Annotated in this window: 12 protein-coding genes and 1 pseudogene; 2 read left to right on the top strand and 11 right to left on the bottom strand. The window is 42.4% G+C overall.

The genetic code is table 11. From position 1 onward, the window contains the following. Positions 1–3,317 (top strand): ATP-binding protein (locus QVP94_RS14775; protein ID WP_288213290.1); only part of this gene is annotated, 3,317 nt, incomplete at its 5' end. Positions 3,318–3,328: 11 nt separating this feature from the next. Next, positions 3,329–4,198: a DUF7281 domain-containing protein gene (locus QVP94_RS14770; protein ID WP_005861765.1), complete on the top strand. Its 870-nt coding sequence runs from the start codon at positions 3,329–3,331 to the stop codon at positions 4,196–4,198. Between the two features lie 114 nt (positions 4,199–4,312). Here the strand turns inward: QVP94_RS14770 and QVP94_RS14765 are convergent. The 11 genes and pseudogenes from QVP94_RS14765 to QVP94_RS14715 all read right to left on the bottom strand — a co-directional run bounded on the left by QVP94_RS14765 (position 4,313) and on the right by QVP94_RS14715 (position 16,983). Further along, a pseudogene (locus QVP94_RS14765) lies at positions 4,313–4,669 on the bottom strand (GNAT family N-acetyltransferase). 11 nt (positions 4,670–4,680) lie between these two features. Further along, on the bottom strand, positions 4,681–5,718 hold the full coding sequence (locus QVP94_RS14760; protein WP_005861764.1) for a PDDEXK nuclease domain-containing protein: 1,038 nt from the start codon (positions 5,716–5,718) through the stop codon (positions 4,681–4,683). Positions 5,719–5,737: 19 nt separating this feature from the next. Beyond that, positions 5,738–6,052, bottom strand: a complete 315-nt coding sequence (locus QVP94_RS14755; RefSeq protein WP_011965932.1) for an exonuclease — start codon at positions 6,050–6,052, stop codon at positions 5,738–5,740. After that, complete coding sequence (locus tag QVP94_RS14750) at positions 6,033–6,239, bottom strand: metallophosphoesterase (protein WP_005861762.1); 207 nt, start codon at positions 6,237–6,239, stop codon at positions 6,033–6,035. The genes QVP94_RS14755 and QVP94_RS14750 overlap by 20 nt, the downstream gene beginning before the upstream one ends. Positions 6,240–6,245: 6 nt before the next feature. After that, complete coding sequence (gene herA / locus QVP94_RS14745; protein ID WP_005861761.1) at positions 6,246–8,000, bottom strand: anti-phage-associated helicase HerA; 1,755 nt, start codon at positions 7,998–8,000, stop codon at positions 6,246–6,248. 5 nt (positions 8,001–8,005) lie between these two features. Further along, the gene (locus QVP94_RS14740; RefSeq protein WP_005861760.1) at positions 8,006–9,181 is read right to left on the bottom strand and encodes a DUF4297 family anti-phage-associated protein; all 1,176 of its coding nucleotides are present in this window, start codon (positions 9,179–9,181) and stop codon (positions 8,006–8,008) included. Positions 9,182–9,183: 2 nt separating this feature from the next. Next, a complete protein-coding gene (locus QVP94_RS14735; RefSeq protein WP_022192900.1) occupies positions 9,184–9,975 on the bottom strand; it encodes a type ISP restriction/modification enzyme in 792 nt (263 codons plus the stop codon). A 240-nt stretch (positions 9,976–10,215) separates the two neighbouring features. Beyond that, on the bottom strand, positions 10,216–11,169 hold the full coding sequence (locus tag QVP94_RS14730; RefSeq protein WP_005861757.1) for a transporter: 954 nt from the start codon (positions 11,167–11,169) through the stop codon (positions 10,216–10,218). A gap of 112 nt (positions 11,170–11,281) precedes the next feature. Continuing rightward, positions 11,282–13,852 carry a glycoside hydrolase family 38 C-terminal domain-containing protein gene (locus QVP94_RS14725; RefSeq protein WP_005861756.1) on the bottom strand — a complete coding sequence of 857 codons (2,571 nt, stop codon included), beginning with the start codon at positions 13,850–13,852 and terminating at the stop codon, positions 11,282–11,284. 67 nt (positions 13,853–13,919) lie between these two features. Further along, positions 13,920–15,305: an SGNH/GDSL hydrolase family protein gene (locus QVP94_RS14720; RefSeq protein WP_005861754.1), complete on the bottom strand. Its 1,386-nt coding sequence runs from the start codon at positions 15,303–15,305 to the stop codon at positions 13,920–13,922. A gap of 163 nt (positions 15,306–15,468) precedes the next feature. Beyond that, a complete protein-coding gene (locus tag QVP94_RS14715) occupies positions 15,469–16,983 on the bottom strand; it encodes a RagB/SusD family nutrient uptake outer membrane protein (protein WP_005861752.1) in 1,515 nt (504 codons plus the stop codon). Positions 16,984–16,998 lie beyond the last annotated feature (15 nt).

Raw genomic sequence — 16,998 nt, 5'->3', positions numbered from 1 at the left:
AGGTTCGTGCTGATTGGATCTCTATTCGCAAAGCCATTGGCACAGAGACGCAAATCAGTCGTATCGTCGTTTCTTATCAAGAGTTCCGGGATATTATTTTCGGCAACAATCGTCGTCCCGATCTCATAGGTTTCCGTAAATACGCTATCGTAGAAAGCCCCAATTATCAGAATATCCCCCGAACCATACAGAATGTGTTCCTCAACTCCAAGCTGGATGCCGATTTCATCAAGGACACGATAATCCGCTCCATGAATGAGGAAGAGGTGAATATAGACCTTGATGTCTACCGTAACCAGACGAAAGATTTCGAACAGAATTACAATGACGTTACGCTTTGGCTGGACAATGAAAAACCCGGAGGGTCGCCGGTACAAAGACAAGCCGGGAAAGTGATGCAAAGCTATCGCGACTTATTGTACATGGATAGCCACATAGCCAAGGGACGTGCCGAATTATGCTATGCAGAGAAATCAGCCTTGAAGCAGCGCCCATTAATTGACGAGGAAATATCCAGACACAAAACCGAGCTGGAACGTGTACATCGCTTACAAAGTGAGGAGACAAAGAAATACCAAGAGGGACGGGACAAATTGATAAAAGAGAAAGGCTCGGTTGATGCCGACTTAAAACGTGCCAAGCAGAAACAGCTGGAGTACGAGCAGATGAACATTACCGAAATAATTCGCAGGGTAGAGCAGAAAAGTGCGGTTACCGATGAATTAACACGCCAACAGCAACGGAGGCAGGAACTCACACGTGCCTACGATGATGTCATAGCCAAATACAGCGCACTTATAGAACGGGTAGATACCGACTTTCGAGCCTTTGAGAATGCGCAACACGCATTGGTGAACGAAAGGGAATATGCGACAAATAAGCAGAACGAGAGCTTGATGCAGACACGGCGCAATGAAGAGAACGAGGTATATACGCGTTTTGAGGAGAAATCGCAACTCTCGGCAGACAAACTCCAGCAACTACGAGAGGAGAAATCGCAACAAAACAATGAGTTGCTACGGATAGCCCACGAAGCTCCCTATAAAGAAGAACATGCCAAAGCCGACGAGGAACTGAACAAACTGAATACTCGTGCGCAGGAGTTGAAAATGTCCATTCAGCAACTCTCTACGCAAGCTGTAAGCCTGCGTCAAGAGGCTGGAATGAAGTTACGGGAATTGGAGTTGGCACAGGCTCAGCCTCTCGCTAACGCACAAAAAGAGAAGCAAGAGATAGAGGAACAAATAGCCCGGCTGGAGTCGCTCATCGAACGGCGCAAAGGTTCGCTGGCCGAATGGCTGGACAGGAACAAACCCGCATGGAAAGATACGATCGGAAAAATAGCCGATGAAGAGAAAATACTTTATCGCAATGACTTGGCGCCGCAGGTAACCAACCAAGGGGAGGCTTCCTTGTATGGCGTGCAAATAGACCTTACGGCATTGGAACGCAATTTCCGTACCCCCGAGGAATTGAAAGCAGAACTGGCCATATACCAAGGAGCATTGTCACAGTGCGTCAAGCGGATCAATATGCTACACCAAGAATTGGCAGAGCAAACGGAGGCTTTGAAGAAACAATACAACAAGCGCTTGCGTGAGATAACAGACCGACAGCGTCTGCAAGAATCCGAACAACTTCAGCTTCCCGCATTCATCAAGAACGCCATGGCACAATCCGCCTCATGGCAAAAGAAGACGGACGATTGGCGTGAACAGCGTATGGTTGAAATCCGGATGAAACAGAACGATACGGCTCATCGACTGGCGCTTTGCGAGGAAGAGATAAAGAAGTTGAAGGCTGATCGTGCGCATCGTCTTAAGGTATGCGAGAAAAGTTACAAAGAGAAGAAGCTCCGGCTGGAACAGGAACTGAATAACTACCGCAACAGTATCGAGACAGAAATAAAACTTCACAAGCAGCAATCGCTGGAACGCCGTAAAGAACTGGAGGCTTCCCAACAAGCGGAGCTTAGCGGAAAAGGCGCCGACACGGCAGCCATCGGAAAATATGACGCACGCATCCTGCAGATTCAAAAAGAGCTGGCTTACATCGAGAAACATTTCCCCGACACCATCCGCTATCAAAAGGACAAAGAGGAACTTTTTGATCGTGAACCACAACTTCGCAGTAGAAAGAAGATGCTTGAGGATGAATTGGCCACGCTTGAAGAACGTTTCACTTTGCGTAGCGAGAAACTGAACATACAAGAAAAACATCAGCAAGCCTTATTAGGCAAGGGCATCGAAACAAAGAGAAGCTTGGAGGAAGGTTTGGCACAGGCCGCCAAATTTCACGAAGACTCCACTTTCTGCCCACCCGAAGTAGTAGTGACCGAAGAGAGGCAGACCTGGAAGAGTTGCGCAGAGTTGGTGCAAGAGTTGAAAGACCATATCACCGGCCGCATGAAACAATTGGAAGAATTCAAACGGATGGTTAATCTGTTTAAAAGCAACTTCTCGGCCAAGAACACGTTCAGTTTCCGCACCGATCTGTCTACGGAGGAAGACTATCTGGATTTTGCCTCCAACCTCTGCGAGTTTGTGGATAATAATAAGATCCTCGATTTTCAGAAACAAATCAGCGAACGCTATACACACATCATTCAGCGCATCTCCAAAGCGGTAGGCGAGCTTACCCAGAATGAAGGTGAGATACATCGTACCATAGGCAATATCAACAAGGATTTCGAGCGCCGTAACTTTGCGGGAGTGATACGCAAAATAGAACTCCGTGCACAACCCAGCAGCGACCGACTGATGCAACTCCTCAAGGAAATAAAGAAATTTTGCGATGAGAACGAATTCAATATGGGTGAAGTAGACCTCTTCTCGCAAATGGATCTGCGCGAGGTCATCAACAGGCAGGCCGTGCGCTATTTGCTCAACCTCATGAAGGAATTGCAAAATGAACCGTCCCGTAAGCGGTTGCTGCTCACCGATACGTTTAAACTGGAGTTCCGCATCACGGAGAATGACAACGATACGGGATGGGTAGAAAAGATATCAAATGTAGGTTCGGATGGAACGGACATCCTGGTAAAGGCCATGGTGAACATTATGCTCATCAATGTCTTCAAAGAGAAAGCCTCACACAAGTTTGGAGAGTTTCGTTTGCATTGCATGATGGATGAGATCGGGAAATTGCACCCCACCAACGTGAAGGGTATCCTTGACTTCGCCAACAGTCGCAACATTTTGCTTATCAACTCCTCACCTACTACCTATAATGTAGAGAGCTATCGCTACACATATTTGTTGGGTAAGGACAGTGGAGCCAACACCAAAGTTACGCCATTATTGAAATATGATAATTAATGTTAGGAACCATGATTGATAGAGAACAGAATTTACGTTTGGGCGATGCCCGTAAACTGTCGCAAATGATGCAAGGCGAGAGCGTGCCCTCTTCCGGGCTTTCCAAACAGATGGCAGAAGAACTGCTCTCCGAGGATTTGATTTGGCAGCAAGTCTATGGTAGCAGAAGAAAATTCAAACTGAGAGACGCAAATGCGTTATCTATCTATTTAGCACAGCGATATGGGATACAAGTCTCGCTGGATGAGTGGATCAAGGTAATGGAGAGTGGCGAAACGGTGAGCCGTGCCAGACAAGTAGAAGTTACATCACGTTCTAAGGCGAAAAGTACCCGTAGTTTTACCGGATTCCTCGTTAAAAGTTATCAGCCCATTGAAACGTCGCTGTATGGAGAACCGCTGCTAATCAACCCTCCGCAGGGACTCTCTCTCTTTATAGAAGATTTCACGCATTTCCGCTTGGCGGATGATGTTACGGTGGTAGGTATCGAGAATGGAGAAAACTTCCAGCATATAGAGCAGATGAGGCATTTGTTCAAAAATATCAAGGTATTATTTGTCTCTCGTTATCCCCAGAGTTCGGATCTTCGCACATGGTTGCGGGCCATTTCCAATCCCTATCTTCATTTTGGGGATTTCGATCTTGCCGGCATTCACATTTTCCTCACTGAATTCTTCACTCATCTCGGTCTTAAGGCCCGCTTCTTTATACCTTCCGACATCGAGACGCGTCTTCAAACGGGAAACACCCTCCTTTACAACCTACAGTACGAACGTTTTAAAGAGATGAAAGTAATTGACGAACGGCTGAAACCACTCGTAGCGATGATCCACCGCTACCGTCGTATCTATGAGCAAGAAGGATATCTTCAAAATAGATAAAAGACACGCATTCAAAACAAGCAAGCTTCAATCCCAAAGTAAGTTAACTTACTTCATCATTTAAGTCAACTTACTTGGCCGCAAAGTTAACTTACTTTTTTTCGCCTTGAAATCTTATAAGTTTTCACCTTTATCAAGCTCTTTTGCCATCCAAAAATTAATAAGACAAAGCTGATTAGCCTTGCGTTTTCGTTCCACTTCTACTATATATCTTTTTTTTCAAAGAAAAGGCGAGCGGTTAGGCTCACTTCCGATGTAACTCGTGTGATACCAGCCGTAATCGCATACCGCTCTATATCGTTTAAAAGTATCGTAACGATACCTTTACTTTGGAAGTCCTTGTGAACAAACATCGAATGTAGATGCCCAATCTTCTACCTCAGCTTGCGAATAATCGCACCTGTTCACCACCAATACGGTATTCTGAAATAAAGCTCGAATGCAAAGGTAGGAAAGTTTTTGGAGTAGCAAAACAAAAGTTGCTACTCCTCGCTTACATCACCACTCTCCTCGATGGAATTAATTTCTTGAATGAGTAATGCCTGAAGTTCGTCTTTGGGCAGCAGCAGTTGATACTCGGCAACCCCAATCGGCTTGTTTATATCTTGCAAAGCAATCTCTACATCCAAGTGGTCCTTGTCGGCGCAAAGAATGATACCGATTGACGGGTTCTCATTCTCTCCTTTTTCCAAGCGGTCAAGCAGCGAAAGGTAGAGATTCATCTTGCCTACATACTCTGCCTTGAAGGCCCCGAGCTTCAATTCAATCGCAACGAGCGACCTCAAACCTCTGTGAAAAAAGAGCATATCCACTGCATATTCCTTATTGTTATACTCCAGACGATATTGGTTTCCGATAAAAGAAAAACCTTTGCCCAACTCCAGTATAAACGACTTGATTTTAGATACTAATCGCTTCTCCAGTTCCAACTCCTTAACAGGCTCTGTTATTCTAAGGAATCCTAAGTTGTACGAACTTTTAAATACTTCATTAGCATAGTCGGCATGCGCCATCGGCAGTACGGCATCAAAGTTATTCGTTTTGATTTTCGTCTGACGGGCTGCGTAGGTATTCATCTTTATTGCATTGAGCAGCATATCTCTCGACCAACCTTTTTGCAAGCACTCTTCTGCGTAGAATAAGGCTTCATTAGCTGACAACGACTTATCCAACAGTAGTAAATTATGTCCCCAAGGTAAAACTGCCACAGCTTGTAGCAGTTTTGTATCTTCTTGATAATAACGCTCGTATAGGCGTTTCATATTCCAAAGGTTACGAGGAGACAATCCCATATCCGGAAACTGTTCTTTCAAGTCCACTGACAATCGTTTAACCACGCCACTACCATATCCACTCTCTAAATTTCTATCAAAGAGTAACTTCCCGATATTCCAATATACAGAATTGACGGTAGTGTTTACTTGCCGAGCAACGGTCGTGCGAGCAGTTTGAATCTCAGAAACCGCCTGCTGCAATATTTGAGCGTACTCGTTATCATTTATTCTTATTTCTTTTGCCATATCATGAATCTTTTCAATGCTAATCTATTATATTTTCTTCAGTAACACCTTCTTTGTTATTTTTTTCAACAAATAACATCGGTAACGGAGCACCAGCATATCGGGCATTCTCATGCCTTAACACCCTTTGGGTACGGTGCAAATGTCCGAGTGCCGTGTATGCAATCTTTTCGTCGAATACTTCAGACGAAAAACACTCTAACCTTCCGATAATAGTGCGTTCGGCACGGTTCTTTTCCAAAATCTTCGAACACGTAGCCTGCAAATACCACATTACAATGAAAGGTTTACTTTTGTCCGGCATAGGTAGTATATCAAAAAGTTCTCTGTACATCACTTGCACTCCTTTCAGCCGATAGGTTTGGGATATCAAACAAATCTCCGGCAATAAACAACCCATCCACCTCGTGAACTTTCACTTGCTCTCGAAGCCACGTCAAAAATAGAGTATGTTCACCTTTACGGTCATATTCAAAAAACGTTTGCCCTAAATGCCAATCTGCGGTATGGATTATTTTCATTTATTATTATTTATACCATTCTTTTTTTATCTCATCTATTTTGAGATCTTTCCATTCCTCTTTCCATAATTTCCAATAAGGGATATCATTTGACGATGGTTCTGGGCTACAACGATCTATTTGAACTATTGAAGGTAGTATAACTGATTCACCTATTAATATACACTCTCCGGCTTTGAGTGTCGGCATTTTATCAATAAGATTTCCAAGTGTATCCGGCAACAGTCTCTTTACATAATTTTGATCGTTTGGATTTGTTAATCGCATGGCTAAAAAATTGTTACACTGAGAAAATATTGTTTCTGATATTTCAGAAGGTCTCTGACTAGCTAAGAGTAAAGATACACCATATTTACGTCCCTCTTTTGCTATTCTTTCAATGGAGTGTTTAGATGACCGATATTTTGCCAAATCACTATTGGGAACATATTTGTGAGCTTCTTCATACACAAGTAAGATAGGGACATCGTTATTAATTCTTTCCTCACCATTCTTTGAGCATCTTAGTCGTTTATAAAAATAACCATATTCAAATATTATCCTTGAAATCAAAGAAACGGTAATACTTAACACATCAAATGGAACCCCACTTAAGTCTATAATTGTGATATTGGAATGTTTTGTTTCCTCATAAGCAATTAAATGCTTTAAAGTATCTTCGAATGTAACGTCTTCTGTGATTTCACCTAAAAGAAAATTTAATCTTTTATCATTAACTTTACTTTTTATTCTAGAGATAAATTTGTCAATGCTTCCGTCTGCGTACGTACCCTTTGAATAATTTTGGCTCTTTGGCTCTTCAAATGTATATATTTTCGTAAAGTAATGATTAATTTTAGCTGACTCATCATTAAAACACTGATGCGCTTCTTTTATTGCTATTTCATTTGTCTTTTTATAATCCTTCGTTTCTCTAGAAAGATTTGACAAACAAGTGATTACTTCATTTAAAATAAATTTCACGGGTGTATCAAAAGATATATTTTCTAGTTCTGAATTATATTTTTTCTTGTTTTCAGTTATCACTTTTTGTAACAAAGAAGCCTGATTGTAATTATTAAAATCTCCTGATTCTAAAAAAAGCTCTTCCAATTCATCCCCATTAAGAAGCCAATATGGGAGTATAAGATTATTGATATCAATAAAGTTTGCATCTGGAAATGCTGATTTGTATTCTGAATGAATATCAAATATTATAATATGAGAATTATTCAAACCAGAATATTCTCCTGTTTTTTCATGTGTAGCACTTTGAATTAGTTTCGCTACAGTATGGGATTTCCCTGAACCTGTTGATCCTACGATGGCAATATGCTTATTGAAAAACTTATTACCATTTACAGGAACCGAAATATCTTTATTTGTAGAAAGTTTAGAGAAAGTGAACTTGTCTTTTGCCTCAAGAGATTCTTCATAAATTTTAGAAATTTCTTCTTTCTTAGCAGGCTCAACTTTTTTAGGTGGAATAGCTATTGTATCTCCACCACGCTCAAACTTGTCACCACGAATCAATCCTAAGGGATTAGCTTCAAGAATATACTTTCTTGTTGCATTTCCTTCCTTATCTGCTCCAACTTCAATGGAAAAGTTCTCAATAATGGCAATTAACACAGCATTATCATTGTCTGCGATTCTTAAATATGAACCAACTTTAAGCTTTTCTTCTGCTAAACAGAAATCTTCTAATTTATCTACTGATATTTTTACTTTATTGGGAAATACAGATATTACTTCTGCATTAATTTTTTCTTGTTCTACCATAATAATTATATTATTTTATTGATATGAATTGTTTGTTCAACTAATATCTTGATATGTTCATGGTTCGTATTTTCATAAAAAGGTATTCTTGTATAAAATTGATAAATCTTTCGAGTCTTTTGTATACTATCTATTACAGAATCTAAATCTTCCTTATTGTACAAGATTTTAAGTTTTAATCCATTGTAACAAGTAGCCTTTTTAACAATTGAATTGACTGAAAATTCAGCATCTTTATAATCGTAGCCATCTATAAAAATAAAGTTGTCATCATGTAAACTTTTTAAAATATTTTTCAATCTATTCTCAGGTAAACCATATAGATATACATAAGGGCAGAATGGACTTGGATTTTTTGCTTCTATTTTTGAATATTTATTTCCAATTTGGATTAGTAAAGATTTTATTTCTGTATCAGAAATTATCGAGTCGCACTCTATAACAAAAAAACGTTCAAAAGGAGATAAATTTAAAGGAGAAAAATATTCTCTTTTAATCATTAAGCAATATTCTTTGATGCTTTTTTTTATCAAGAACCACTGGTTGAAAAATATATCCTTACTATTGATTTTATCAATAAATTCACGTTTTGTTATTCTTCTTTGAGAAATATCCGGATTTATCGATAATTCTTTTACTATTCTTAATGAATTATTGTAATAAAAGTATTCTGCTTCAAAATCATTACAGCTAAAGAGTCTTTTTAGTTCATTAAAAATATCAGTCTCTTGCTGTTCAAACTCTCTTGCTGCAATATCTATCTCCAAATTTGATAAAAATGATATTATTTGTTTATCTTCTATCGAAAGACCTTTAAATGCTTTTAGACTTATAAAGTTACTTTTAAAAAATTCTATATTAATAGGTAATATAAGTTTATCTTGACCTGATTTGTAATACCCATAAATCTTATATTTTATACCATTATTAGCTTTTGATAGATAATGATCTAACATATATCGCAATGGTTGAGCTATAACAGAATGATTATATTCTGTTCCTGCATAATATTTGCATTGAATAGCAGTACTTTCATCAACTGTTTTTAAATCAACATCCTCGATGCCTTCAATACAAATGGAATCAGTTTCATTATTGCATTTTAGTAACTGAAGGATAAAATAGTCAAATTGATAATAATATCCTTTGATTGTTGCTATTGCTGAACGTTCTTTTGCCATATTTAAAAGGTTAATTTCGGTAATCCATTCACTATCTCCATCATCTCTATACTTAATAAAATAACGCTGAGGAGCAAATCCAATATATAGCGGGGATTGTCATGTTCCGTTGCCCAGTCATTAGGATTATTAGTGATGCCGCTATCTTTGTGAGTGATGACGGCATAACGCTCCATAATCCATTCGATAGCACTTTTGCCATTTACTATGTATTCATAAGCTGTGGCTGGTAGATTTTCAATCGTTATCTGGCTGTTGTATATAATTTTGCTTTTATCCGTTTTGGAGGGAAAGCGCATCTTTTCAACTTGATAATTGATTGTCTCCATCTCGCCTGATTGCATTACTTTTTCTATTTCGCTCTGCGGAATGGTATTATAGGTCACAATGACTCCGGTTGCCGAAGGACGATTCTCATAGTTCAAATGCAATTCCGCTAAGTTTCTTCCTGCTTTGCTAAAACTCCAAAAATCAAGGGCTTCATCCACTAATGGAATACGGGGCAACATCTTTTTAAGGTCGGCGGCAAAGGCGGTGCGATATTCCGTGCTGTGCAGAATGCCGTAAACATAGTAAAAAATATCTTCTTTACTCACATGTGGACCGTAGGCTTTGCGACAACGTTCTGAAATGAAATCGGAGATGGCATCACGACGAATATAATTATTCTGAATGGTGTCCTCGGCATCATCAAACAAAGTTTTACTCTCAATTTTACGTTCCTCATAGTGATACATTGGGAAACATTGAACTCCAGCCTCAAGAAAATTCAAGTCAACAATCGTTTCAGACATTAAGAAACTGTTTAAAAATGAATTAAAACAATTACTATATAATTATATATCATATTGAATATCAGTTAATTAACCGATATATTATTTAAAACCTAGTGGTTACTAAAACATTAAGTTATGGAACAATATTCAACCAACCTCACTGATAAATAGTGGCAATTTATAGAAAAAATAGTGAATACGCAAAAAAGAAGACGAAAATATTCTGTGGTCAAATTATTATATATCAGCTATCGATATTTAATTTTCCAATTCTTTATTTCTCTTTTTCCACAGCTGATAACTGTTAAAAATATTTTGCCACAGTACATAGCTTCCCGGGCCAACAGAAGACAAGGGGTTCAAATAGGTGTAAGACATCCAGATAGCTAACACGGTATTTTTTTGTCCCAAGGCTTGTCCAGCGCTAATACGGTCATTGTATTTCTTGCCGATGCGCTTTCCCCAATAAAACTGCGCGATACAGGTTATCAAGCCGCCTAAAGCGATCAGGATTTCTACATAAATCTCCGCCTCGCTATTGACCAAGGATTTCACGGTCTGCCCGGTCACGATAGCTAGAGCGACGGCCCAGAGGTAAAAGGCCATGTCTCGAAGCCCCGCAAGGAAGCGATGGATAGGTGGTATGAATCTACGCAAGAACAAAGCGAGGAAAAACGGGAATAACAGCAATGGAAAGACTTTTCCCAAGATCTTCAAGAATGCGGCGAAGAAAGTAATCTCGGCATGCGGTTCCACTAATGGGAAGACCAGCGGCACGACAATCGCTGCCAATAGATTCGATAATAAGGTATAAGTAGTCAGACTAGAGGCGCTTCCCCCTAATTTACCCGTAATCACGGCGGCCGCCGTAGCGGTTGGGCAAATCAGGCAGACCATCGCTCCCTCGAACACATCCCGGTATTCCTCTCTCATTGGCAGCCAGAGCAATAAGGCGGCAAGCACCAAACTGGAAACCGCTTGGATAAGCAATAGCCAACCATGCCAAGGGCTGGGCATCAATTCCCGGACAGAGATCTTACAGAAGGTTAAGAGCAACTGCGCAAAAATCAAAAAGGGCGTCAGATACGCTATTAAAGTGTACATGAACGGCTTTGTAGGCTCCAGAAAAGTAACATTGGCGAAAACAAAATACCCTATCGCACCCGCTAACATGGAGATAGGGAGTGTCCATGTCTTGAAGAATTTCAACATAACGCCTATTCTTTTAATTCGGGATGCAAAATAACATCTTTCCACCGAAAGAGGCAAGAGAAACGGGGATTAATTAGGGATAAAGAGAGACGGGGCATGCCCCGTCTCTACATTAGATATTCTTACAGCTTACTTTTAATGTCCTTATCCCGTAACGAGGGATAGAGAGACGCATTGAACTGGCGCCTTTCTTCTCGGTGACGGTTAAGTCCTCAACCAGACGGTTATCCAATTCCACCAAGCTCGCTTTCACGTCTTGTCCTTGGAAGGTTATCGTTTTAGGGGAGGCATCGCTTTGGGCATTGAATAGGCGGATGTAAAGGTCATTACCTTTATAGACCATGGAGACCAACTCGTAGGCATTATTCTCTATCCGGAAAAGGGAACCGGATGTCAAGGTAGCATCGCCGTCCAAGGTTGCGACCAAAGGCTCATTGCGTCGTTCGCTTTGTGTCCAAATACGGCTTTTCTCCCAAGTTCCGGCATGAGGGATCAAGGCATACGAGATCTCGGTCGGACGGTCTATGATATAATCCCGGCCCCACAAGCCTTTACCGGCGTATTGTACGTTCAAGGCCAATGGGAAATCCTTACCATGCGCATAGCTGGTCGTATGATCCGTGAATAATGACAGACCGCAAGAGTTATCCTTGCTCGCTACATCCACCCAATTCAAGATGATATTATGCTTGATGCTATCCCAACGATTGAAAAAGGTATTCTCCAACCGGCTCTCGCAAACATCGAACGGAGCATCCTTATAAATCTGTTGGTTGGCGATCTGGATAGGCAGATATACCAGAAGTTTGTAACGGTCGTCATAGAATGACTTACGAGGATTATCCGCACGGAATTCGATACCCGGCTCACCAATACGAGGGCTTCCTATCCAATCCAGCTTAACACTCATATCGATGCGAGGCTCTCCCTGCGTTAACCGGATCGTTTGGGTAAATGAATACTTTCCAATCTTGCCTTTCACAGCTACCTTCACGAATAAGGGCCCTTGCTCCAACACGCTCACCTCAGCCGGTTGATCCATACTGGAAAGGAAACCACCCTCATCGATAAAATATCCCCGAAGCTCATTGAACCCACGTTCATTCCGGTTATCCACGAATTCCTTGCCTCGTACGGCTTTCGCTTTCAAGCTTTCTATTACACCTCCTTTAGAGGGGTTTAGCACCAAGGTGTATAAATCACTTTCCATGCGAAACGTACCGTCTTTCTGTCTCTCAGCCTTCAAGGTTCCGGACTGTTTATCCTCTGCCTTCCGGATCGCATAAGAGGCATAACCGGCAGAGGGGACTTGCGCACGAAACAAGAGTTTTGAAACGCCGTCTTCCGTCAGCCATTGAGCCGGCTGTTTCTTCCCTCGCTTATCAAGAACCACCCAATCTGAGTTTCTCCATGAGGCGGGAACTTCCACCGCCACCAATTCATTCCGGTCGGTAGCCAAGGTATTATATACGTACACCGTGGATTCACCTTCCTTTTCTTTCAATAAGGACAAGGCGTTATCAATTATCTGACGGCTGTTTTGAATGGTCACCCCAGTCCAATCCGTAACCGTCTCCGCCCATGTCTTTTTCCCTTGTAGTTGATTGTAAGGAACGATCCAGCAATCATGATGCTGCGACAATAAAAGCGTGCGCCATCCCTCATCGATACGTTCGGTCGGCCATTCCATGCCTTTGTATAAGCGAGCGTAAGCCGCCATTTTCTCCGCACGCACGATAGCGTTCTCGGCTACCCGTACCTCTCCGGCCAAACGCTGCATGACCTGCGTTCCCCACATCAAGCCACCTAGGACATCCTCTTGCGAGAAATGCCAATCATCCTGAGTAGTCCCGACGGAACAGTCTTGGATGTAATTCCGCCAAGTCTTATAGGCGGTCGGCGTATAATAGCCCGTCGTATCCTGTCCCAGCCAAGGGCCTTTATCCCAACCATGGCTCCATGAGGCATCTTGGATACACATGCCGACCGGGTGCTGGATACCGGCATCCAAGCATTTATGGATGTAGTCCTCCGTATTGAACCACGAGATGGATTGCCAGCAAGAGCCGGGTTGTAAATCCTCGCAGGCGTAACGGGGGACGGTGGTAAGTCTCGTACCATCCGGCCCTACCCAATTCACCAACTCACCTCCGTAGGCGCTTACGTAGCCACCCCACATCGTATTCGGGTTCTTAGTAGAGGCATACGAGAAGCCGAATGACTTCAATATATAGGGCAGGCAACTGGTAAAGCAAGGCTCCTCCGCCGAATAGGTGGTGAATACCGCCTCGGGGAAATGTTTCCGGATCAGCCGTATTCCATATTCGAATTGGCGGATAGCGCTCTCGCCGGATGTCCCGAAGAAATAACTTTGGGCATAGGTCGGGTTTACGTACTCGATCCGCCCGCTCTCCACGGATTGATCCTTAAATAAGCGCTTGAAAGCCTCGTAACCTTCGGGGTCTCGTTGCCGTACGACTTCCCATGATTCAGGCTCGATCTCGATATTGATATTCCAGTTGGGATTCTGCCTTAATTTCTGGGCGATAAAGGCGGTTTGTCCCACCGGGTAATGCCCGTAGATACCGCCATGATAGCCATCGATGAAATAGGCTTGTTGGGCATCCGCCCAACCGGCCAACAAGAATTGGCTTAATACGAATATCGCTAGTTTCTTTTTCATATAATATGTACTATTAATTCACATTTAGAATACTTCCAGTCGGTGGAAGACGGGGCACGCCCCGTCTCTACAAGTCTGTAAATTTCTTGATCTCTATTTGCAAGGGGATTGGTTTATTTTGCTCATAGATCCGGTCGACCAGATCCTGTTGCTCATTCACGCAATCCTCACGAATCCCCTTGTGCATGTATTGTAGCCAAAGGTCGCCGTTCCATTGCAAGAAGATGTCGTGGGGACGGTATTTGCGTAAAGTGTCCACGGCAGCCTCGTCGCAGGCCCAAAGCATGCCCGTCTTCCGCATCAAGTTATATTCCACCCAATAGAACTCGCGCATCTTACGCTCTTTCAACCAGCGTTCCTCGTTCATCTGGCGGATCTTCATCGCTTGTTTATACTGCGGGGTATTCTGAAGAAGAGCCATATTGATGCCTCGCTCCAACTCCCTCGCCGTAAAACGACCGATAAACTCCCCACCGATCGTCAACCCGTAATATCCATCCGACAAACCGCTCACGGACAATCCCTCATAATTCATCTCATCCATAAAAGGGATAACACTCAAGGCATCTGCCTGCGTATGTTTCTCATTATCATAATAAGAGGTATCGATAGGATACGGAAGCGATTTCGCCTCGTACGTAAAAGTAAGGTTATCCGAGGAAACAGACAAATCCGAGACACGGCAATTATCCGAGCGAGTCACCTTTTTCCCCGCTCCGTCTATCCGGATATCGGCTACCAGCTTACCGGCCAGGCCTTGCGCTTTCAAGAAAAGATAAGCCATGACCAGATGTCCGTCCGTAGAGGGATGTATACGATCCTTCCCGCATAAGGTATACATGGAATCCGCCGCTTGCTCCCATTGGTTGATCGCTACCATCGGGCGATTGAAATCCACGAATCCCCATTGATTCTCCCGGGCACGGGCATTCAGGAAATCCACGATCTTCAAGATCTGCGTATTCTTCCCCGGGAAAGCGACCTTATTGAAACGGGAAGTCTCGTCATAAGGAGAACTTCCGATCAAGATTTTCCTCACCTCCGGATACTTCTTATAGACCTCCTCGATAAGAGCATAATCCCGACAAGCTTTCTCTACCCGGTTCCGAGCGATCGTATCGGCCCCCGGCTTCCGAAAATCCATATAGCCGACATCGTTCATGCCAAAAGATAGCGTCACCACTGTAGGCTCATGTTCGAAAACCTTATCCAACCGCTGGTAAATCATCTCGGCTACATCCCCACCTACTCCCTCGTTAAAGATATCGATGCGTTGATCCGGGAAACGGGTCATATAGTACAGCCAGATATATGAATGATAATGACCACCGCAAGTAATGCTGTTTCCCACGAAGGCGATCCGATCTCCTTTCTGAAACGGAGCTATCGACTGAGCATATACTCTTGCAAGACCTGATAAAAGCAAACAGACAAACAAAACATATCTTTTCATCTCTATTTCTCTCTTCTCTAATTTTCTGTGATGAATAATATATACCGTGTTAAAAAATATTACTATCAATAGTAATCGTATTTATCATGGATAATAATCCGGATTACTACGGATAGTAATATCCTCCCACACACCTCTAGTCTAGAGAATCGCCCGCTTACTTTTAGCGAACGACATCCTCACCGAGCAGAGGGTTCAGTTCTTTCTCACGCAAAGGTACCGGGAAAACCAAATCCGATTCTTTAAACGGATACGTATGATTAACCGCCTGATAGCCGAATAAATCAACCATTTGCTTCGATACCGGATCAAACGCACGGTGAGTACGCAACATATCATACCATCCTGTAAACTCATAACAGAGTTCCCACGCACGCTCTTTCAATACTTGATCAACCGTGATCGAAGTTGGTCTCGCCTCATCAGGTAACGCACGGTGACGAACTTGGAAATAAGCATCAACCGCCGTAGCGTCAGAAGTAGATCCTCCATCCAAGGTAGCTTTTGCCTCCGCACACATTAATAGAACATCCGCATAACGGTAAACCGGGATATTCGCCCCGCTCTTTCCTGTAGATTCCGCATTCTCATCCCAATATTTGCATAGATAAGGAACATCCAAAGTAATCGTTGTCTCCGGATCACCATATTTGGGTTTAGAAGTATAGAAAAACTCCTCATTCCGTTTACGAATATCTTGGTCATCATAACTTTCATAAAACTCTTTACGAGGAGCCAAACCACCCCCATAAGCCGGAGTAATGGAAATCGGTTGTTCCGGATAAGGCAAAAGGCCAAAATGGAAAGGAGCCCCGGCATCTTGCGCCTCACGCTGGATCATAAAAATATGCTCACCACTATTTTCGTTCTCTAACGCACGTAAATCCTTATAATCAGCGAACAAGCTAAAGGCTCCACTGTCAATAACCTCCTTGGCTTTCTCGTAAGCCAATTGATAATACTCATTTCCTTTTTGAAGCGGATAACCTGCCATTGTCAAATAAACCTTGGCTAAAAGGGTTTTGATCGCTCCCATAGAGACATGGCCTGTTTTATCACTCCAATCCAAACCGGACTGCTCCGCCTTTTTCAAGTCTTCCACGATCTGGTTATAAATATCTTCCTTAGGAGACCTTGGAATCTTCACCGTATTCAAGTCTACCGTAGGTTCCGTCTTCAACGGGATATCCCCGAATAATTGTACCCCTTGAAAATAGTAATACGCCCGCAAGAAATAAGCCTCTCCCAGATACTTCGCTTTCTGGCTCTCGCTAATAATATCCGTAGCGGAAACATTTTGAATCACGCTATTACAATTTTCCAAAGGAAAGAAAGTAGCCTTCCAGAAGTTACGAATAATGCCGTTACTCTCTTCCAAACCGGAAAGCAACAAGAACTGGTTCTGCTCATTACCGGCCGCACGAGGACGATAACTAGTACCTACAAGATATTCCAAGTTAAAAAGGTGAACTGTGGCAATCTCGAGGTCGGAACTCAACAGATCATCAAGCCCGTCATAAGTGCCATCCACAGCCGCCTTTATCTGGTTCTCTGTCGTATAATATTCAGAAGGACTCAAGAAGGTTTTCGGGTCTTCCTCTAAAAAATTCGTACAGGATGTAAAAGCCATTGTCGCCGAAAGCAAGCCACACATCCATACATGCGCTTTATTTTTCATATCTTAGTTTTTTAC

Origin of the sequence: Parabacteroides sp. CAG:2, from assembly GCF_000436315.1 — a bacterium.
Taxonomy (GTDB): Bacteria; Bacteroidota; Bacteroidia; order Bacteroidales; family Tannerellaceae; genus Parabacteroides; species Parabacteroides distasonis.
The sequence above is the reverse complement of the archived record's forward strand: the minus strand, read 5'-3'. Positions and strand labels throughout refer to the sequence as shown.